An 18,566-nucleotide genomic window follows, 5' to 3' on the forward strand; every position below is an offset into this window, starting at 1 on the left:
AGCCTGATTAAGAAATTTACTTAGATTTCTTGATCAGGCTTTTTGCTTGAAGTTGAAAAATAGTAATTGGTATTATTCGTTTATTTTTTCTCCATAAAAATGTTTTTTGTACCTTAGTATCATGATATTCAAAAATATAAATAGTACCTCTAGATTTACTTCCAAAACTTGTATTTACTGGGCTTTTTGTGTTTTTGATTATGACAAAAAGTATAAACGTATAAGGCGTATAAATGCACCTGTGTTATGTGAGGGGGTGTTTATATGGTTGTTAGGCACTATTAAAACCGTGAACTTTAATGAAAGAAACATTATGGGATTTTATTAATAACCCTGCAAACAAAATTTATTTTACAGCGATAATCTCCCTATTCATTTTTATAACAGGTGGAATCGTTAAGTATTTGTTTCAAAAAAGTAATGAATTTAAAAAGCGAAAGGATATTCGAAATACTATAAAAATACTTATAAGTAAAACTATTAGTGAACTTGAAGTTTCTGAGTCAAATGTATTTAAATTTCACAAAACAGTGTCCATAGAACATAATCAAAGTTGGAGTTTAACTCATAAAGAGTTAACATATTTAGATACTTTTTATGAGCTTAAATTTACAGATATATACGAAGCATATCGAATTAAAAGAAAATGGAAATTTTGCTTTTGCAATAGAAAAAAAGACGAGATTTCGTTCCACAAGCTTTGGGCTTCGTTAAAAGTTCTAAAATTTACAGAAAACAGGATTGAACCTGATTTAATAACAATGGTTGATAAACATATTGGATATCATAATAAATATAAAGATGCTTTAGGTAAATTCAGATTAAATTTTGACCACTTAATGGTAGAAGTTAACGGTAAAGAATTACCCAGTAAAATTGCAGAATTCATAAATAAACAAGATTTGATATGGTTTGATTGGCAAAATTTAGATGAAGACAAAAGAACAGATTATTACATCACTTATAATTATGTAATAAAGCCATCGTTAGATTTAATAAAAGAATACTATGAATTAGAAATCACTAAAGTTTTTGATAAAGATTTATTAGATTGTACTCACCAGTATATCCAAATGCAAGCATTATTAAATACTTATAAAAATCAATTTTATAGTCATTATTTAAGTTATAGAACCGTAAGACGTAAAATGAAAGTAATTAATAGAATAATAAATAACAGCACCTAATAACTAAGCCTTCAAATTCCTCGCAGAGCAAAATCTGAACTAGGTAGCCTGTCCCGAAACATCGGGATCGGCTAAAACCTAAAACCTCTAAACAGGACGTTTTCAGAAAATATCAAAAGATTATTGAGCAATCAAAAGTCTTTTTTCATGATCTTTAACTTTCTTAAAATTAGAGAATTTTGTAGTTTTAGGTGCTTTTAAGAAAAAGCTACCTGTGAAACGGGTTTAGTTGAACACTTTATAAAAATAATAGCCGAGATAGTAGTGAATTCAAGGGCTGTAGCCCGCTTTAACTTTTCTGTAACTTGATAGGAAAGTACCACACAGTCTGCTACTATTCTTATACGCACCGTTGGGGTTAATTTGAAAACACAATATGAACACAGAATCTAAAAATACTGATGAGAAGAGAGCACTAGTTGCTTTTAAGCCTACTCAAGGTGTTACTGAATACCAAGTAATTCTGGACAAAGGTGCTGATACTCTTTGGGCAACTGAGCTTCAAATTGCAGATATTTTTGGAAGGGATAGAACTGTTATTAATCGACATATAAAAAATGCTTTTAAAGAAGGAGAGCTTGATGAAGCAGCAACTAGTGCAAAAACTGCACAAGTTCGACTAGAAGGCAGTAGAGAAGTCCAAAGAGAAGTAGTTCATTACAACCTTGATGTAATAATATCTGTAGGATACAGAGTAAAGTCTCCTCTAGCAACGGAATTTAGAATATGGGCAACAGATAAATTAAAGGAATATTTACTTAAAGGTTACACCATAAATAAAAGCCTTCTTCAATCTAGTGCCGAAAAAATTAAAGAGCTTGAATTACAGATAGACTACTTAAATGAAGCTGCTTTTCAAAATCAAAAACAAATAACCGATGGCTTCCTTTCAATAATAGGACACTATTCAAAATCATTCGAACTTCTAAATAAATATGACACAGAAGAATTGTCAATGGAAGGATTGAATGAAGATGTTATTTACATAATAAACTACGATGACGTAAAGAAGGCAATCCAAGAACTTAAACAGTCTCTTATTCAAAAAGGAGAAGCGTCTGAAATCTTCGGAAATGAAAAAGACAAATCATTTGAAGGAATATTAGGAAGCATATCTCAAACAGTATTTGGAAAACTTGCATATCCAACAGTGGAAGAACAAGCTGCTCAGTTATTGTACTCAATAATAAAGGGACACGCCTTTAGTGATGGAAATAAAAGAATTGGATCGTTCATTTTTGTTTGGTTCCTTGAGCAGAATAATTATCACAAAAATCAAGTAGGAAAAAGAAAAATTGATGACAACACTCTTGTAACATTAGCACTTGCTGTTGCTCAAAGTTTGCCAGAGCAAAGAGATACTATTCTGAAATTAATAATGAACCTAATAAAAAACTAAGCCTAATATACGTAATGCCCTTCGGGACACTACACATAGCCGAAACGTTGTACTACATTGAAAAACAGGAAATATAGATGATTAAAGGACTTTTTGAAACACATTTATTTGTTGAAAATCTTGAACGATCGATTGATTTTTACTCGAAAAAAATGAAATTAGAACAATGCCATTTTGAAGATGAAAGGCGAGCTGCTTTTTTTTGGATTGGAAAACCTAAGCAATTTATGTTAGGACTATGGGAAAAACCAAAAGAGGAAATTGATATAAGACATTTTGCTTTTGAATGTGAACCTGATTGGGTTTTAAATGAATCTGTTGAATATTTAAAAAAACATAATATTAAGTGTCGGAATTTCCTAAACGATGGAACTGAGAGACCTATGGTTTTTGCTTGGATGCCTGCTATATCGATATATTTTGAAGACCCTGATGGACATTCACTTGAATATATTGGAATTTTGGATGGAAAAGGAAAACCCGAAAATGGAATTATTTCTTATGAAAAATGGAAAGAATTAGAAAAAATTGGTACAAATAACAAAGTTCGATAAACTTACAATTTGACGGTTTAAAGAAATATAATTGTAAACTTGCCTAAGTTTAAATTTTTAACTAAACTAACAATATTGCATTAAGGAATGAAAAAAATAATTGAATCAAAAAGACTTATATTGCGTGAACTAGATATTTCGGATTCAGAAGATTTTTATAATCTAAATTCAGACCCTGAAGTTTTAAAATATACAGGAGATAGAGCTTTTTCATCAGTTTCTGAAGCTGAATCATTTTTGAGAAATTACAATGATTATAAAAAAAATGGATTTGGACGTTGGGCAGTAATTTCTAAGGGTTCTAATGATTTTATAGGTTGGTGTGGATTAAAACTCAATGAAGAAAAATTAATCGATTTAGGTTTTCGTTTCTTCAAAAATCAATGGGGAAAAGGTTATGCAACTGAATCGGCAAGAGCTTCTTTGGAATACGGATTCAATAACTTAAAAATTAATGAAGTTATTGGGCGAGCTTCTATTGATAATAAAGCGTCTATTGTAGTTTTAGAAAAATTGAAAATGAAATTTTGGAAAAATGACAGTTGTGAAGGGATTGAGAACTCAGTATATTATAGAATAAATAAAACGCAGTACAATAACTAAGTCTTCAAATTCCTCGCAGAGCAAAATCTGAAGACAATAGCTTGTCCCGAAAACATCGGGATCGGCTAAAACCTAAAATCTCTAAACAGGACGTTTTTAGAAAATATCGAAAGACTTTTGAGTAATCAAAGGTCTTTTTTCATGATCTTTAACTTTCTTAAAATTAGAGAATTTTGTAGTTTTAGGTGCTTTTAAGAAAAAGCTACCAGTGAAACGGGTTTAGTTCAACAATGTGTATGCACGCTCTGTAGAAGCAGAAGGTTTTACCGTTCTTAGAGATGCATTAGCTGAAGGATTGAATTTGAGCTAGAACTCAGGATCTGAAAATATTTTTAAAAAGCCTAATCAAGAAATTTTTTGATTAGGCTTTTTTAATTGAGTGCGAATATGAGTAAATGGTTTTAATACCATTTTAATGTAAGTGCTGAATAAATAATTGGTGTAAAATATTTATTATTAGTCGATTGAATAGGTGTATTGAACTGAAAAATAATATTGAATAAAAAATAAGACGATAATTTTGAGCATAATTTTAAAACAAATACGAATTCATAGCTATGAAGAAAAATCTATTCACTTTTAGTTTATTACTATTTGCAGTTGCATCTGCTCAAATTACTAATCAGTTAGATAGTATAAGGGAAATAACCTATTATCATTATGATGATGGAATTGATACCGCATTCCAGTCTGTAGACTTTGAATATACAGGAAATCAATGTTCAAAAGGGTATATAACCTATGTTGAAGATACTATTTTCGATAATTATGCTATTGATTTTGAGTATGGTGCAAATGAGGCGAATGTGCGATATATAGATACTTTAAACAATGGTTCTATAGATACTTTAAGCCACACAAGAAACTTATATGATCAAAATAACCGATTGGTGGAGCATCAATTGTTTCTGAAAATTATGGGTAATTCTACTCAGTTTATCAAAGTGAAATATGAATACAATTCACAAGGAAGAATCAATAAGTTAATAAACTATAATGTATCTCAAACACCTCCTGTGGTTAATAAAGTTGCACATTTTTATTATAATAATTCATCACAATTAGATTCTATAGTTGAAACACTTCATGGTGATATAGGAGTAGCAAATAAATATCACTATTTTTATACAAACGGGAAGCTTACTAGTGAAAAGATCTATGATTTTAGTGACATTTTTTGGGAGCAGAATAAAGATATTACTTATACCAATAGTGCGACCCAAGTAATAAAAGAAACATTACTTGGAGAAAATGGAGTTTGGGAATCTAAAGAAAGAGTAACCTATGATATTATCAACCACCTTTGGGATCATACTCTCTCGCCTCTTAAACTTACAAACCCATTTGATTATGAGAGTAATTTACCTGTAAACGCTTTTACACAAGAGGTAGTAGAAGTAGATCTCAATAATTCTGGAACTTGGATTGTAGATGAAAAGACAAAATATTATTTCACGCCAAAAATTTCTGTAGAAGAATATCAAGAAAACGAACTTGCAAAAATGCATTACGAAGCCCAAACAGGTTTGTTGAAAATTACACAATTAGAAAATTATTCTTCTTTGAGTATTTTGAATATTACAGGACAAACAATAAATGAATATGGCGGGATTATAGGAGAAACAAATATTCAACTTCCAAAATTGAGTACGGGTATTTATATTGCCGTTTTGCAAAGTAAAAAGGGGCGTCAAGTATTGAAATTTAAACTATAGAACGGATTTCTACTTTAAGGACGGGATTGGCTTTGGTTAAAACCAGATTGAAATGGATTAATAACGATTACTGGCTAAAACTACTCTCTAAGTCACTACTTTGTGGTTGATTTTAGTATTTCACCATTGTTAATGAGTGAGTTAGCTTCATAAATGGTGTAATCTAGATTTTTTTATTATTTTTATGATTACACCTTTAAAACCATCAGAAAATGAATAGGTTAGTTTTAGTTTTTTTGATCTTGTACAATTTTTTTCCTTCTTATGCCCAGAATCTTCACAGAGTAGATAGTTCAGTTGTGGTGGATTATTATTGGAATAATGGTTCTTTAGATTCCAATAGTTATAGAAGGCATTTTACTTTTATAGGAAACCAATGTGTTTCTAGTGAAAACAGAGGCTATTATAGTGGTACATCCACCACTTATACTCAAACAAAATATTCATATTCTCCAAATGAAGTAAGAACTTATGTTACAACTGGATTTTTTAATGGAAATAGTGATACGACAAGAGAATTTAGGAGTATTTTTTATCCAAATGGAAAGTTAAAGGAACATCGAGATAATTTTGATTTCTTTGATAAAAAATTGGATTATAAAAGAAAACTCTATGAATATAATTCAATGGGTTTATTGAGTGAAATTACTTATGTAAAAGTTTATCCTTCAGAGCAAGATACTGTTCAAAAAATATTCTTGTATTATAATGCAAATGGACAAGTAGATTCCACATATTCAAAGGATCTTATTGCCTCTGTTGATTATAAGACAGAATACTCTTATGATCTAGATAATTTATTGTCTCAAAGTAAAGTAACAAGGAAAAAGAAAGGAATATGGACAGATGATTCTCAAACAAATTTTGTTTATGAAGAAGGTAAAGTAACAGCAACGCATTATGTTATTCACTCTGGAAATTTAAAACCAAGTGATAGGAGTACCTACTTTCTAATCCCTTTTTCATGGTCTGAGCTAAAAACGGTAGAACCTTTTGAAGATGGATTTTCTTTATCTATTCAGACTCCTTTTCAGGCTTTTTGGAAAAAGAAATTTGAAAATTATGAAAACGGGAATTGGATGACTAGAGTTATGAGTCGGATGTATTTTAATACCAATCTTTCAGTTGAAAAAACCTCTGCTGAGCGTTCTAAAATGATATACCTTTCAAGTCAAAAAAGTTTAAAACTTCTCCAAGTTGATAAAGAGTATTCTTTAAGAATTTACAATACTTCGGGTCAATTGGTCTCCTTTTTTGGAAATTTAAATAATCAACAAGAAATAGATTTTTCAGCATTTCCAAATGCTTTATATATTGTTGTTTTACAAGGGGAAGAGGAACGAGAGATACTCAAAGTTAGTTTATAAAAAAAAAGCATTTGATGAAAATCAAATGCTTTTTTTAGTCGGGGTGGCAGGATTCGAACCTGCGGCCTCCACGTCCCAAACGTGGCGCGATAACCGGGCTACGCTACACCCCGAATTTTAGTGTTTTTGCCCTTTAGCGGGTGCAATATTATGTTTTTATTTTGTTTTAAACAATATTTAGCTAAAAAAATATTAATGAAAAATTCGATCTAGAAAGATTCCTGTTGCCATAGCCACATTTAAAGACTCCGATAAAGTATTGGAATGTGCATCAATTCTAATTTTTTTGTCAGCCTGTTCCAAGATATTTGGGCGGATTCCATTTGCTTCATTTCCCATAATTAAAATACCTTTTTCAGGAAAATCTCCAGCTTTTAGAGCTTCGCCATCCATCACCGTTCCAAAACTTGGAAGCTCAATATTGGATAAAAAATGATCAGGAACTTCAGAGATTGTAATATTTCCAATAGCACCCATAGAAGCTTGAACCGTTTTGGGTTGATAAGGATCTGTAGTTCCTTTGGTGTAAAAAATTTGTTTGATACCATACCAGTCTGCTAAACGGATAATAGTCCCAAGGTTTCCAGGGTCGTTTACTTGATCCAATAAAATACTCCATTCCGATATTTCTGAAGTATTAATAGCTTCTTCAGGTATTTTTACAATAGCAATACCATCGTCAGCCTGAGACATATTGGAAATAGAATCTAATTCTTCTTTTGAAATTAAGTGAAAATTAGTATTTTGATATTGCGTAAATTGGTTCCATTCTTGTAAAGAAAACAGATGTTCTACTTCAAGATTAGACTGCAAGAGTGTGTCGATGGTTTTTTTCCCTTCGGCGATAAATCGGTTTTCTTTATATCTAATCTTTTTTCTTTGGAGAGATTGTATGTACTTTTGTTTAGCTTTTGATAACATACCACGTATTTGAATGAAACGAATGATAGCGAATAAAATTATTCTGGGTAAAATTATACGATTCCTTTTTATTTTAGGGCTGTCTGCTCATTTTTTGTCATGTAGTGTTACTAAAGGGGTTCCAGAAACCCAATCTATTCTTACGGGTTTAGAGATTTTTATTGACGGAAAAAAAAGTCAGGATGAAGAAATCCTTTCATATATCAAGCAAAAGCCTAAGAAAAAGTTCATGGGTCTCAAAAATGTAAAAGTCCTATATGATCCGGCTGCTACAGAGAATTCAAGAGAACAGCTACATTTTTATTTTAAAAATAAATCCTATTTCCAAAACCGTGTAACGGTTGAAGAAATTACCAAAAAACGAAAAACGAAAGTAATCTATAGAGTTTACAGAGGAAAATCTTATCCTGTTTCTCAAATGGATAAAACAGGAATAAAAGATTCGGCGATTGCCCATTTGATAGAACGATTTCCTTATGAAAATAGACTAAGAGAAGGTGATGCCTACGATTATTGGAAAATAGCAGAGGAACGACTACACATTAAAAAATTATTGGCAAGTAAAGGATATTTTGATTTTAATGAAAATAATATCCGTTTTGTTGCGGATACTTTGGGTAAAAATGGAAATGTTGAACTTAGATATCTTATTCATAGGAGAATATCTGAGGATTCTGTGGTTTCTAATTTTAAAAAATATACCTATGAAGATATTTATATCAGATTGATTGATTCTAAGTCAGATGCTGTAGTAAAGATTGATACAGTAAAGTATCCTGAACTCACCATTTACTTAGAAAACAATAAGCCTTTTCCTTTAAAAAAACAGGTAATTACTTCAAGTCTTTTGTTCAAAAAAGGGGACTTATATAATAGAGAAGCAATAGATTTAACCTATTCTAAGCTCAATAATTTGAATGTATTTGAGCAAATTAGAATTAATATATCTGAGTCATCACCTCAAAATATTGCCATTTTTATAGAACTCAACGAACAAAAACGCTATTCTCAGACACAACTTTTGGAAGGGATCCACCATACTGGAGCATTTGGTATTTCTGGAAGAATAGAGCTTACGAGGCGTAATCTATTTAGAGGAGGGGAAACCTGGGGAGTAAAGTTATTTGGATCCATGAGGGGAGATCTCAATAATTTGGGGGAAAATGAAAGATTCAACTTTTTCAGTATTCATTCCTATGGTCTTGAAACGGATATCACATTCCCGAAAATTTTATCTCCGTTTAATACCCAGAAACTATTTCCACCCACCAGTTATGCTAAAACAAAGGTAGCATTGAGTTTTAATAGATTCAAAAACCCTTTGTATGGAAGGGTAGAGTCGAGTGCTTATTTTGGTTATTCTTGGAAATTTGGAAAAACAGGGCATCAACTAAATCCTGTTCAGATCAACTTTATTAGAATGGATGAAAACTCTGATTTATCAGGTTTTTCGGGTCCAGAGATTCAACAGAATTTTTCCAATTTTGCCAACCCATCTACCAGTTATGTATTTACTTATAATAATCAAAATCCAAGAAAATCACTAGATTATGATTACTTTATAGGACGGGTGGAATTTAGTGGAAATATACTCAGAACCTTAGGTAATCTTACGAGTATTTTTAAGACTACAGAAGAGGGTACTTATACCGTTTTGGGAATTCCATTTTCTCAATACATCAAACTAGATTTGGATTATCGACATTTTTTTAAGTTTGGAACGAAAACAGAATTAGGAGTTCGGATGTTTACCGGTCTTGGAATCCCTTACGGAAATTCTGTATCACTACCGTTTAACAAGCAATATACTATTGGAGGTTCTAACGATATTCGTGCTTTTCCTCCTATAGTCTCAGAACCTGGAGAATACAGCGATAACAATCGCCTCAATTATTCCGCAGATATTAAATTAGAGCTTAATGTTGAATATCGTTTTGCCATCTATGAATCCTTTAAAGGAGCATTTTTTGTAGATGCAGGAAATGTTTGGGATTTAAGAGAATCTCGTGATAATGAAGGGAATTTATTGAGACCAGGAGCAACTTTCGCTTTAGATAATTTCTATACCCAATTGTACTTGGGTACAGGAGTTGGTTTAAGATTCGATTTCGATTTTGCTGTTTTTAGAGTCGATTTAGGATATCCGCTTTATGATCCTACTTTGGGTAAAAGAAATCCAAATTACGACAAAAATCAACCAGGGAGTCAAGAGTATATCTCACTACCAAGATCTGAAAGGTGGATTATTAATCAGCCTTTTACCACTTCTAATGTTCAGCTAAATATTGGAATTGGATATCCTTTTTAGGTCATGTTGTTCAAATAAGGAAAGCAAAATTGTACAATCTCTTTTTCTTACTTTTGTGTTTTATTTAAAAAAAACTGATGAAAAAACCATTTCTTGTTTTATTAACAGGTCCAACCGCCATTGGAAAAACTAATTTGAGCGTAGAATTGGCAAAATATTTTGGTACAGAAATATTATCATGTGATTCTCGTCAGTTTTTTGAGGGAATGTCTATTGGAACTGCTGTGCCAAGTGAAAAAGAAATGCAAGATGTAAAACACCATTTTGTTCAGCATTTATCACTTGATGAGCATTATTCCGTTGGTAAATTTGAAAGAGATGCTCTACAGATTTTAGAACAATTGTTTCAAAAAAAGAATATCGCTTTTCTTGTAGGAGGTTCTGGTTTATATTATTCGGCATTACTGGAAGGGATTGATGATATTCCGCCCATTGAACAAGAAACTAGAGATCGGGTAGAACTTCTTTTTGCACAAAAAGGCTTAGTAGGTCTTCAAGAACTGGTAAAAGAAATAGATCCAGAATTTTGGGCACAAGTGGATCAACAAAACCATAGAAGATTGATGCGTCCTATTGAAATGTATTGGCAAACAGGAAAAAATTTAAGTTATTATCAAAAAAACAAAAAGGCGAAAGAACGACCTTTTAGCGTATTGAAAATAGCTCTTCAGAGAGAAAGAGAAGAACTTTATGAACGTATTAATCATCGGGTAGACTTGATGATGGAAGAGGGATTAGAAAACGAAGTTAGAGAGTTGATTAATCATCAACACAGACAAGCACTTCAAACTGTGGGATACAAAGAGTTTTTTGATTTTTTTGACAATAAAATAGATCGAAAAACCTGTGTGGAGAAAATAAAACAAAACACACGAAGATATGCAAAAAGACAAATGACTTGGTTTAGAAGAGATAAAGAAATGCAGTTCTTTCATCCCTCGGAAAAGCAAGAAATAATACAATTTATAGAAAAATATTTATGATAAAAAAAATCATCTTTTTATTCCTACTCCTCAGTCAGTTTGCATGGAGTCAAACAAATTGGGAAAAAAAACTAAGTAAATACCACTTTGTACCACCAGTGAATTTCCCCATGAAACTATCGGGAAATTTTTGTGAATTACGTTCCAATCATTTCCATGGCGGATTAGATATTAAAACAGGAGGAGTAGAGGGAAAAAAGGTTGTTTCTATTGCCGATGGATATATTTCGAGGATAAAAATTTCTCCATACGGATACGGAAAAGCATTATATATCCACCATCCTGAATCTGGGATTACTAGTGTTTATGCGCATCTTCAAAAGTTCAACCCTCAAATAGATCGTTTTATAAAATCGTATCAAAAAAGAAATAAGAAGAATGAAGTTGATTTAACCGTTAAGGAAGGCAAATTACCCATAAAACAAGGAGGGAAAATAGGTCTTTCTGGAAATTCTGGAGGTTCTGGAGGTCCACATTTGCATTTTGAGGTAAGAAATATGGCAAATCAGCACCCTATAAATCCTCAGTATGTTTTTAAAAAAGTGAGCGACAAAATACCACCAGATATTTCATCTTTAATGGTGTATGATTTCGCTTCAGATGCAGAGGGACTCATTAATCGTCGTGAAAAATTCACCTTTAAGGAAACAGGAAGCGGAAAATATATGATTTCAGACACGCTTAAAACGACTGGATTTCCTGCCTTTGGAATAAAAATTTATGATCGGGCAAATGGTGCAAAAAACAAAAACGGATTTTATAGCCTAGATTATTATGTGGATAATCAAAAGGCGTTTTCAGTACTTATGGACGAGTATTCTTATGCAGAAAGTAGATACATAAATGCTTTAGTAGATTACGATTTTTTAAAAAAAGCGAAAGAAAGATTTTTAAGACTATTTCCTATGCCGAATATGAAATTGAGTGTCATAGATTATGATAAGCAAATACTGTTTAAAGAAATAGAGGACAATCTTGTGCATCAGGCAAAAGTGATTGTAAAAGATATAAAAGGAAATATTTCGGTAGCACAGTGGAAGTTTAAAAAATCTAGAGAAGAAAAAAATAGCTCCTTAAAAGAAGGACTCAATTTATCTTATAAAGAAGCTTCTATTGTTGATGAAAAAGGAATTGAAATGGCGTTTTCGTCTAAGAGTTTATATCACGATATCGCTTTTACACTAGATACCCAATGGGTAAAAGGTATTCCTAAAGTAGATATTGAACCTGAGAACTATGGAATTCATAAGAAAATAAAAATTGAAATGGATTGCCCAGAGAAATTACTCTCTAGAATTCATAAGCTTTGTTTTGTGTTTAATGGAAGTTATCAAAAGGCCCGTTTTGAAGGCAAGCGAATTTTTATAAAAACAAGGAATCTCAAAGATTTCACCTTAGATTATGATAATGACCGACCTTATATCAAAATCTTAAATTTCAAGAAAGGGCAAAATCTTACAAAAAAGAAAAAGATCATTATAAAAGGATTAGATTTACAATCTGGCATAAAAAAATATGAAGCAAAACTCAACGGAAAATGGGTTATTGTAGACTATGATGCCAAAAGGAATCGTTTTTACCATTATTTTGAAAATAAGCCAAATGGAAAAAAACATCAGTTTAGTTTTCAAATAACCGACAATTGTGGCAATTCTAAAATCATAAAAACAGAATTTATCCGTTAGGGATTACTAGTTATGAAACACAGTTTTTTATTTTTCTTTTTGATTATTCTCTCTCAATCATTTGCTCAAACAGGAACATTGATAGGAACCATTACGGATAAAAACAATAAACCTATTTCGGAAACTCACGTAATTTCAGGAAAAGCAACGGCATTATCAAATGAATTAGGAAAATATGAATTAGAATTACCTGTGGGAACTCACAAGGTGTCATATTCTACAGTTTCTCATCATAAAAAGGAAGTCCTCGTAAGTATTTTTGCTAATCAGAATACGGCTCAACATATTGTGCTGGAAGAAAAAGTAGAAGGACTTGGAGAAGTAACAGTTACTGACCGATCAGAAAACCGTACCACCAATACTACAGAGGTAAAAGTGAAAGATATAAATAAAATATCAGGTGTAAACCAAGGCGTAGAAGGTATGATTCGTTCTATCTCGGCTTCTACCACTACCAATAATGAGTTGAGTTCTCAGTACTCTGTAAGAGGTGGAAATTTTGATGAAAATCTTATTTATGTAAATGGATTAGAAATCTACCGCCCATTTTTAGTACGTTCGGGTAAACAAGAAGGATTGAGTTTTATTAATTCTGATATGGTAGAAAGCATCCGATTTTCAGCGGGAGGTTTTGGAGCAGAATATGGGGATAAAATGGCTTCTGTTTTGGATATCACTTATCGCCGACCAGAAAAATTTGGACTACAAGGAAATATGAGTTTCCAAGGTGGAGGAATTACCATTGGGTCACCATTGAAAATAAAAGAAAATAAGCTTACCTTCTTGGGGAGTTTTAGATATAAAAATCCAGCTTTTATTCTTAAATCCTTAGATACACAAGGAGATTATAGACCTCAGTTTTTTGATGCGCAGGCTTATGTTCACTATGATCTGAATGCCGTTTCTAGTCTATCTTTTTTAGGAAATTATAGCAGAAACAATTATCAATTTATTCCCTCTACTCGTACTACAAGCTTTGGAACAGTACAGGATATCAAGCAGCTTCGTGTGGTTTTTGAAGGGCAAGAAATAGACGATTACGAAAGTGCAAATTTGGCTTTAAAATATCAAAGAAATATTGATGAAAACACGGAAATAAGTGCACAATACAGCCATTTTAGAACCGTTGAGCAAGAATTTTATGATATTGATGGTTATTATATTTTAGGGCAAGTAGATAATAATCCAGGTTCAGAAAATTTTGGTAATGTTTCAAATATCACTGGAGTAGGAGAGTATCTTAATCATGCAAGAAACAGGTTTTCGGCTCAAGTAAATAGAGTATCCTTAAATTTCAAAAAGGAAAACCCCGATGAAAAATCACAATGGAAAGCAGGGCTTTCGTTTCAAAATGATGCCATTAATGATCGATTGGATGAATGGCGATATATTGATTCGCTAGGTTTTAGTACCAATGGAGAAAATGATGCACTTGAGTTGGATAGAAAAGTATTTGCAAAAAACACCTTGAATTCTAACAGATTTTTTGGTTTTGCAAGCTATAAAACCCAATGGGAAAATGCAAAAAAAGAACATTGGACACTAAATGCAGGAATACGAGCAAATTATTGGGATTATAATCAAGAATTTTTTGTTTCCCCAAGGTTGCATATGAGTTATAAACCAAAAATGAAAAGGGATATGATTTTTAAATGGAGCTTAGGTTCCTATAATCAAAGTCCTTTTTATAGGGAACTTAGAGATTTAAAAGGGCAATTGAATCCTGATATTCGTTCTCAAAAATCGGTACAATCTACCTTGGCAAATGATTATGAGCTTACCCTTTTTGGAAGACCTTTTAAGATGACAACTGAGTTGTATTTTAAATATCTCTGGGATGTAATTCCTTACCAAATGGAGAATTTACTGATTAAATACTATGCGCACAACAATGCAGTAGGTTATAGTACTGGTTTAGAATGGAGGCTCAATGGCGAAATTGTAAAAGGCTCTGAATCTTTTGTGAGTTTAGCACTCATGAGAAATATGGAAGATGTAGAGGGCGATAATTTTGGTTTTATTCCCAAACCTACAGATCGTGCTTTAAGTGTGAGTATGTTTTATCAAGACCATTTGAATAAAAATGAAGATATTAGATTTAGTCTTGCCGCTTCTTATGCAACAGGTTTACCCTTTGGACCCAATGAATCTGAACGAAAGGAACAAATTTTGAGGATTCCATCATACAAAAGAGTAGATATTGGATTTTCTTACGCCTTGAAAAAACAAGACGAAATAAAGACCAGTTTTTTAAAACACTTTGATCAAGTTTGGTTTACTGTAGAGGTTTTTAACCTTTTGGCAATAAATAATACCCAAAGTTATCTTTGGATAAAGGACGCTAAACAACAAGAATTTGCTGTTCCGAACTATTTAACAGGGCGTTTGCTAAACCTGAAATTGAACTTTGAGCTGTAAAGAGAAAACAGTTTAGCAATTTTTTTGTGATATAGAATTTTGCTATTTCCAATTCAATGTATTTAAAAGTGTCTAAGATATCTTCAGAAAATCAATTATCCTCATGTAAGTAGAAATCTCTTTCGATTATTTCACCTGTTTTCCCATCAATAATGATGGTTTCTCTTCTGCCGTATTCTTTTCTATATGATACTTCCCAGATAGGCTTATCACCGTCAATTCCTCTAGAAATATTGGTATTTTTGTTATAGGGATCAATCAGGTCTTTTTCTTTTTTGAGAAGTTCTAGGACTTGCTCGAAGCTAAAATCAAAAGGTTCGTCATAATTTATTTCTTCTATGAGTTCTCCTTTTTTATTATAGGTTTTCCAAATACCAATCTGAAATGAACTAATTTTATTTCTAAAGCCAACTGTTTTTAATATACCATTAAAATAGAACTCTTTATAGAGGTAAAAGTGCTTTTTTTCTGGTGTAAAATAATATTCTAAATATATTTTAGAACTATTAAGCCCCGAATAAAATTGTTTAACAGAGTATCCATTTTCTAATACAAAGCTATAGTTACCATTCACTTGGTTTTTCTCAAATTTTTTGATATCAAATTTTTCTGTAGTCATTTCTTTTTTTTGATGGTTGCTTTTTTGTTTCGTGTTTTGAGCTTGACAGGATACGAGTATCATGATTAGCAAAAAGATAGTTTTTTTCATAATATTATTCTTTTGTGATATGGGAGTTTTTCCATATTTTTTCCCATTGCCATTTCCAAGTACTGATACGGTTTATTCCCTTATGGTGAGAATAATCCATAATATTTTCGGTTTTGGCTTTTTCTAAGGTGAATTGTCCATTGTTGCTAAAGCTATGGTATAAGCCCATGGCATGAAGAATCTCATGGGTGGTAGTAGAGGTATTGTGTGTATTGTAAAGGACAACAGAAAGTGAATTAGTGCTTTGAGCAGCACCGTTATAACCTTGATATTTTAGTTTACCCGTTTTGTCTTTTATCATCTCTCCACCGTTTTCATCAAAGAAAAATACCTTAAAAGCACCTTTATATTGTTTAAATACTTTTTCGAATTCAGTCAAAAGATGATTGTGAATACTTGGAATATCGTTGATTACGAATTGTTTGCTCTTTCCTTTTCCCCTGTCTAATCTATAAGTACTGTTTAGTATTTTATCTTTGGTCAAGTCTAAATCTTCTGAATGTATCATAGGTTTAATAATACCTTGGTTTAAATACTTTGTTAAAAGATTTGATTCTTTTATGGAGCTACCTTTCTTTATTCCATTTCCTATATCAGTTTTAACATGAACAAAGACAATTTCAGCTTTGTATCTATATGGTTTTGCATTTGGAATAAGTTCTATTTTACCGGCAAATTTTCCATCGGCAGAAATGGATATTTCTTGTTTTTTAGAAAATTCTTTAATACATTCTATAGTCAATTCATCAGGTAAAACAGTTTTTCCAACCGTTTTATGAGAAATTTCTGTTTTATTGAGCTTAAAGAAGGTTTTATCATAGGTGTATTCTATCTTTTGAGCGTCAGCATCTTTTATTTCTAGATGCAAGGATAAGGTAGCTTTTTTGTTAGGGTAAATGGATAAAAAAGGGCTTATATAATTTTTTGTTTTATCTAAAGGATTGTTTTCTGTTCCAAAGGTTTTCATGAGTTTATCGTATTCCTTTGGGTCTTTTTTGAAGACACGATTAGTATATTCTCCTATGATATTTTTATAATCAATATCTCCTGCCTTTTTGGTATCGCCATTTCGTATCCAATCAAAACCGAAATCACCTTGATATTTTGTACCAGGTCTAAACTCTACTAGAACTTTGGAAGAGGGAAGGATTTGTAATGTTCTCCCTGTAATTTTCGAAGAAAAATATTCCGCCGTAACTTGTAGTTCATCAAAAATTGCTGTTTTAAACTCCTCCCATTTAGATTTTATTTCAATACCTGTAATGATTAAGGAATTTTCTTTTACTGCTTCTTTGTAAAAGAGCTCCTTTTTGTTTTTCTCAAATTCAGTTCCATCTTTTTTGGTGATTTTTATGATTACCTCTTTTTCTTGGGAGTTAGAAAAACATAATTTTAACCCGACATTATTACAATATTTTGCTTCGCTAATGACGTTTTGATCTACATCAATCCAATCCAACGATAAAATAGTAGGGATTTCCATCACACGCTTCTTAAAAGGCAACTTCTCCCGCTCTGGTTTCCAGCTCACATTCCAAGGTTTTACATATTCGCAACCATAGTTTTGTACGGCAGGAGATATTTTTATAATGGTTTGCATACCTATGGGACCTTCTGCCACAAATATTTCTTCGAAAAAGATTAAGTGAGCATCTCTAAATTTCCATGTTTTGGTGGGTGGATAATCAAAACCTTCGGCATAGAAACAGATTTTTCCTGCTTCCATTTTATCTATTTCTTCCCAAGTTTTGTCTTTGCTATATTTGGTCATCCAGTCTAGGATTTGGTCGGTTCTTTCGGTGGTTTCAAATGCCATTGAGATGCATCCACCATAAGTTTCAGAACTGGGATTACCACGTCTTCTGGTGTCTCTTAGATAGTCCATATCTGTCCAAAGGAGCTCTATTTCTTGCCCAAGAAGGAATAGTTTTGCTTCTGTCATTATTTAGAAATATTAAATTTTTGACATTGAAATTATTGAAAAATATAGGATTAAGCCGTTATCATTAGATGAATTGATTATTTCTATGGGTAATAATATAGATTACTTATTATACTCTCACTTGCTTTTCTTCATTTATAAATGAGTTTTCAGAATTCTTTGGTATGATGTGGAGGATAAATTTATACCATAAACGGTATAAAAAACAAATCTTTATCCTTTTGATTAGGATTACCTTTTTTAAGGTCGAAAAGTAAGCTTATTATTCAAAAAAAACACAAAACTATTTTTTGGTAGCTCTTCCAAAATTTATTCCTAAGCCTATTTGAGGATAAATGAGCATACCATTCTGGTCATTAAAAAAACCAGAACTTAATTTAAAGTATAAAACAGGTGCAATGTAAAAATCAATATAAGGCCAAATTCCCAATTTCGTTCTAGTTTCTATTTCGTCTGAAAACAGATAAGCGTATTTTTTATGAAAAAGGACTGAAAAATCAGCTCCAAAATGGATTTTATTCCCTTTAGAAGATTTAAAACCTATATTAAGGTGATAATGTGTTTTCTTATTGTTTTCGGCAAGTAAACCTCCTCCAAATTGTAGATTTTCAACTTGTACATCCAATCTAAAACCAATTAGGTCTTCATTATCTCGAGGGATTATGGATCCTGTTGCTGACACTTGTGCTTTACTGATTCCTAGAGATACCCATGAAAAGAGGATTAATAAAAAAGTTTTGTTCATTATATCGTTATAATTAATTTTTTAAAGAAA

At 31.8% G+C, this 18,566-nt stretch carries 14 protein-coding genes and 1 tRNA gene; 10 read left to right on the forward strand and 5 right to left on the reverse strand.

What is annotated here, in order from left to right; all coding sequences use genetic code 11:
- Nucleotides 1-299: 299 nt before the first annotated feature.
- From N4A45_12465 to N4A45_12490, 6 genes are all read left to right on the forward strand, one after another.
- Nucleotides 300-1,187, forward strand: a complete 888-nt coding sequence (locus tag N4A45_12465; protein MCT4666034.1) for a hypothetical protein — start codon at nucleotides 300-302, stop codon at nucleotides 1,185-1,187.
- A 376-nt stretch (nucleotides 1,188-1,563) separates the two neighbouring features.
- The gene (locus N4A45_12470) at nucleotides 1,564-2,586 is read left to right on the forward strand and encodes a type II toxin-antitoxin system death-on-curing family toxin (GenBank protein MCT4666035.1); all 1,023 of its coding nucleotides are present in this window, start codon (nucleotides 1,564-1,566) and stop codon (nucleotides 2,584-2,586) included.
- Between the two features lie 77 nt (nucleotides 2,587-2,663).
- Nucleotides 2,664-3,140 (forward strand): VOC family protein, encoded by a 477-nt coding sequence (locus N4A45_12475; protein MCT4666036.1) that lies wholly within the window; start codon nucleotides 2,664-2,666, stop codon nucleotides 3,138-3,140.
- A gap of 87 nt (nucleotides 3,141-3,227) precedes the next feature.
- Nucleotides 3,228-3,743 (forward strand): GNAT family N-acetyltransferase, encoded by a 516-nt coding sequence (locus N4A45_12480; protein ID MCT4666037.1) that lies wholly within the window; start codon nucleotides 3,228-3,230, stop codon nucleotides 3,741-3,743.
- 557 nt (nucleotides 3,744-4,300) lie between these two features.
- Entirely contained in the window at nucleotides 4,301-5,458 is a 1,158-nt protein-coding gene (locus N4A45_12485; protein ID MCT4666038.1) for a T9SS type A sorting domain-containing protein, read from the forward strand.
- A 212-nt stretch (nucleotides 5,459-5,670) separates the two neighbouring features.
- Nucleotides 5,671-6,825: a T9SS type A sorting domain-containing protein gene (locus tag N4A45_12490; GenBank protein ID MCT4666039.1), complete on the forward strand. Its 1,155-nt coding sequence runs from the start codon at nucleotides 5,671-5,673 to the stop codon at nucleotides 6,823-6,825.
- Nucleotides 6,826-6,863: 38 nt separating this feature from the next.
- On the opposite strand, the gene N4A45_12495 is transcribed toward N4A45_12490, so the two are convergent.
- Both N4A45_12495 and N4A45_12500 read right to left on the reverse strand, forming a co-directional pair.
- A tRNA-Pro gene (locus tag N4A45_12495) sits at nucleotides 6,864-6,938 on the reverse strand.
- Between the two features lie 79 nt (nucleotides 6,939-7,017).
- Nucleotides 7,018-7,746 carry an RNA methyltransferase gene (locus N4A45_12500; GenBank protein MCT4666040.1) on the reverse strand — a complete coding sequence of 243 codons (729 nt, stop codon included), beginning with the start codon at nucleotides 7,744-7,746 and terminating at the stop codon, nucleotides 7,018-7,020.
- 13 nt (nucleotides 7,747-7,759) lie between these two features.
- Here N4A45_12500 and N4A45_12505 point away from each other — a divergent pair, with 13 nt between their 5' ends.
- The 4 genes from N4A45_12505 (at nucleotide 7,760) to N4A45_12520 (ending at nucleotide 15,140) form a co-directional block, all read left to right on the forward strand.
- Nucleotides 7,760-10,054 (forward strand): BamA/TamA family outer membrane protein, encoded by a 2,295-nt coding sequence (locus N4A45_12505; GenBank protein MCT4666041.1) that lies wholly within the window; start codon nucleotides 7,760-7,762, stop codon nucleotides 10,052-10,054.
- A 77-nt stretch (nucleotides 10,055-10,131) separates the two neighbouring features.
- Nucleotides 10,132-11,037 (forward strand): tRNA (adenosine(37)-N6)-dimethylallyltransferase MiaA, encoded by a 906-nt coding sequence (miaA, locus tag N4A45_12510; GenBank protein ID MCT4666042.1) that lies wholly within the window; start codon nucleotides 10,132-10,134, stop codon nucleotides 11,035-11,037.
- Nucleotides 11,034-12,722, forward strand: a complete 1,689-nt coding sequence (locus tag N4A45_12515; protein ID MCT4666043.1) for a M23 family metallopeptidase — start codon at nucleotides 11,034-11,036, stop codon at nucleotides 12,720-12,722. Before miaA ends, N4A45_12515 begins: the two co-directional genes overlap by 4 nt.
- A 12-nt stretch (nucleotides 12,723-12,734) precedes the next feature.
- Nucleotides 12,735-15,140, forward strand: a complete 2,406-nt coding sequence (locus N4A45_12520) for a TonB-dependent receptor (protein ID MCT4666044.1) — start codon at nucleotides 12,735-12,737, stop codon at nucleotides 15,138-15,140.
- A 91-nt stretch (nucleotides 15,141-15,231) separates the two neighbouring features.
- Here the strand turns inward: N4A45_12520 and N4A45_12525 are convergent, their stop codons facing one another.
- From N4A45_12525 to N4A45_12535, 3 genes are all read right to left on the reverse strand, one after another.
- Nucleotides 15,232-15,849 (reverse strand): hypothetical protein, encoded by a 618-nt coding sequence (locus N4A45_12525; GenBank protein MCT4666045.1) that lies wholly within the window; start codon nucleotides 15,847-15,849, stop codon nucleotides 15,232-15,234.
- 4 nt (nucleotides 15,850-15,853) lie between these two features.
- Nucleotides 15,854-17,791 (reverse strand): hypothetical protein, encoded by a 1,938-nt coding sequence (locus tag N4A45_12530; GenBank protein ID MCT4666046.1) that lies wholly within the window; start codon nucleotides 17,789-17,791, stop codon nucleotides 15,854-15,856.
- Between the two features lie 283 nt (nucleotides 17,792-18,074).
- Nucleotides 18,075-18,536, reverse strand: coding sequence for a hypothetical protein (locus tag N4A45_12535; GenBank protein MCT4666047.1), 462 nt, complete (start codon nucleotides 18,534-18,536; stop codon nucleotides 18,075-18,077).
- Nucleotides 18,537-18,566: the final 30 nt, after the last annotated feature.

The organism is Flavobacteriales bacterium, from assembly GCA_025210805.1.
GTDB lineage: Bacteria > Bacteroidota > Bacteroidia > Flavobacteriales > CAJXXR01 > JAOAQX01.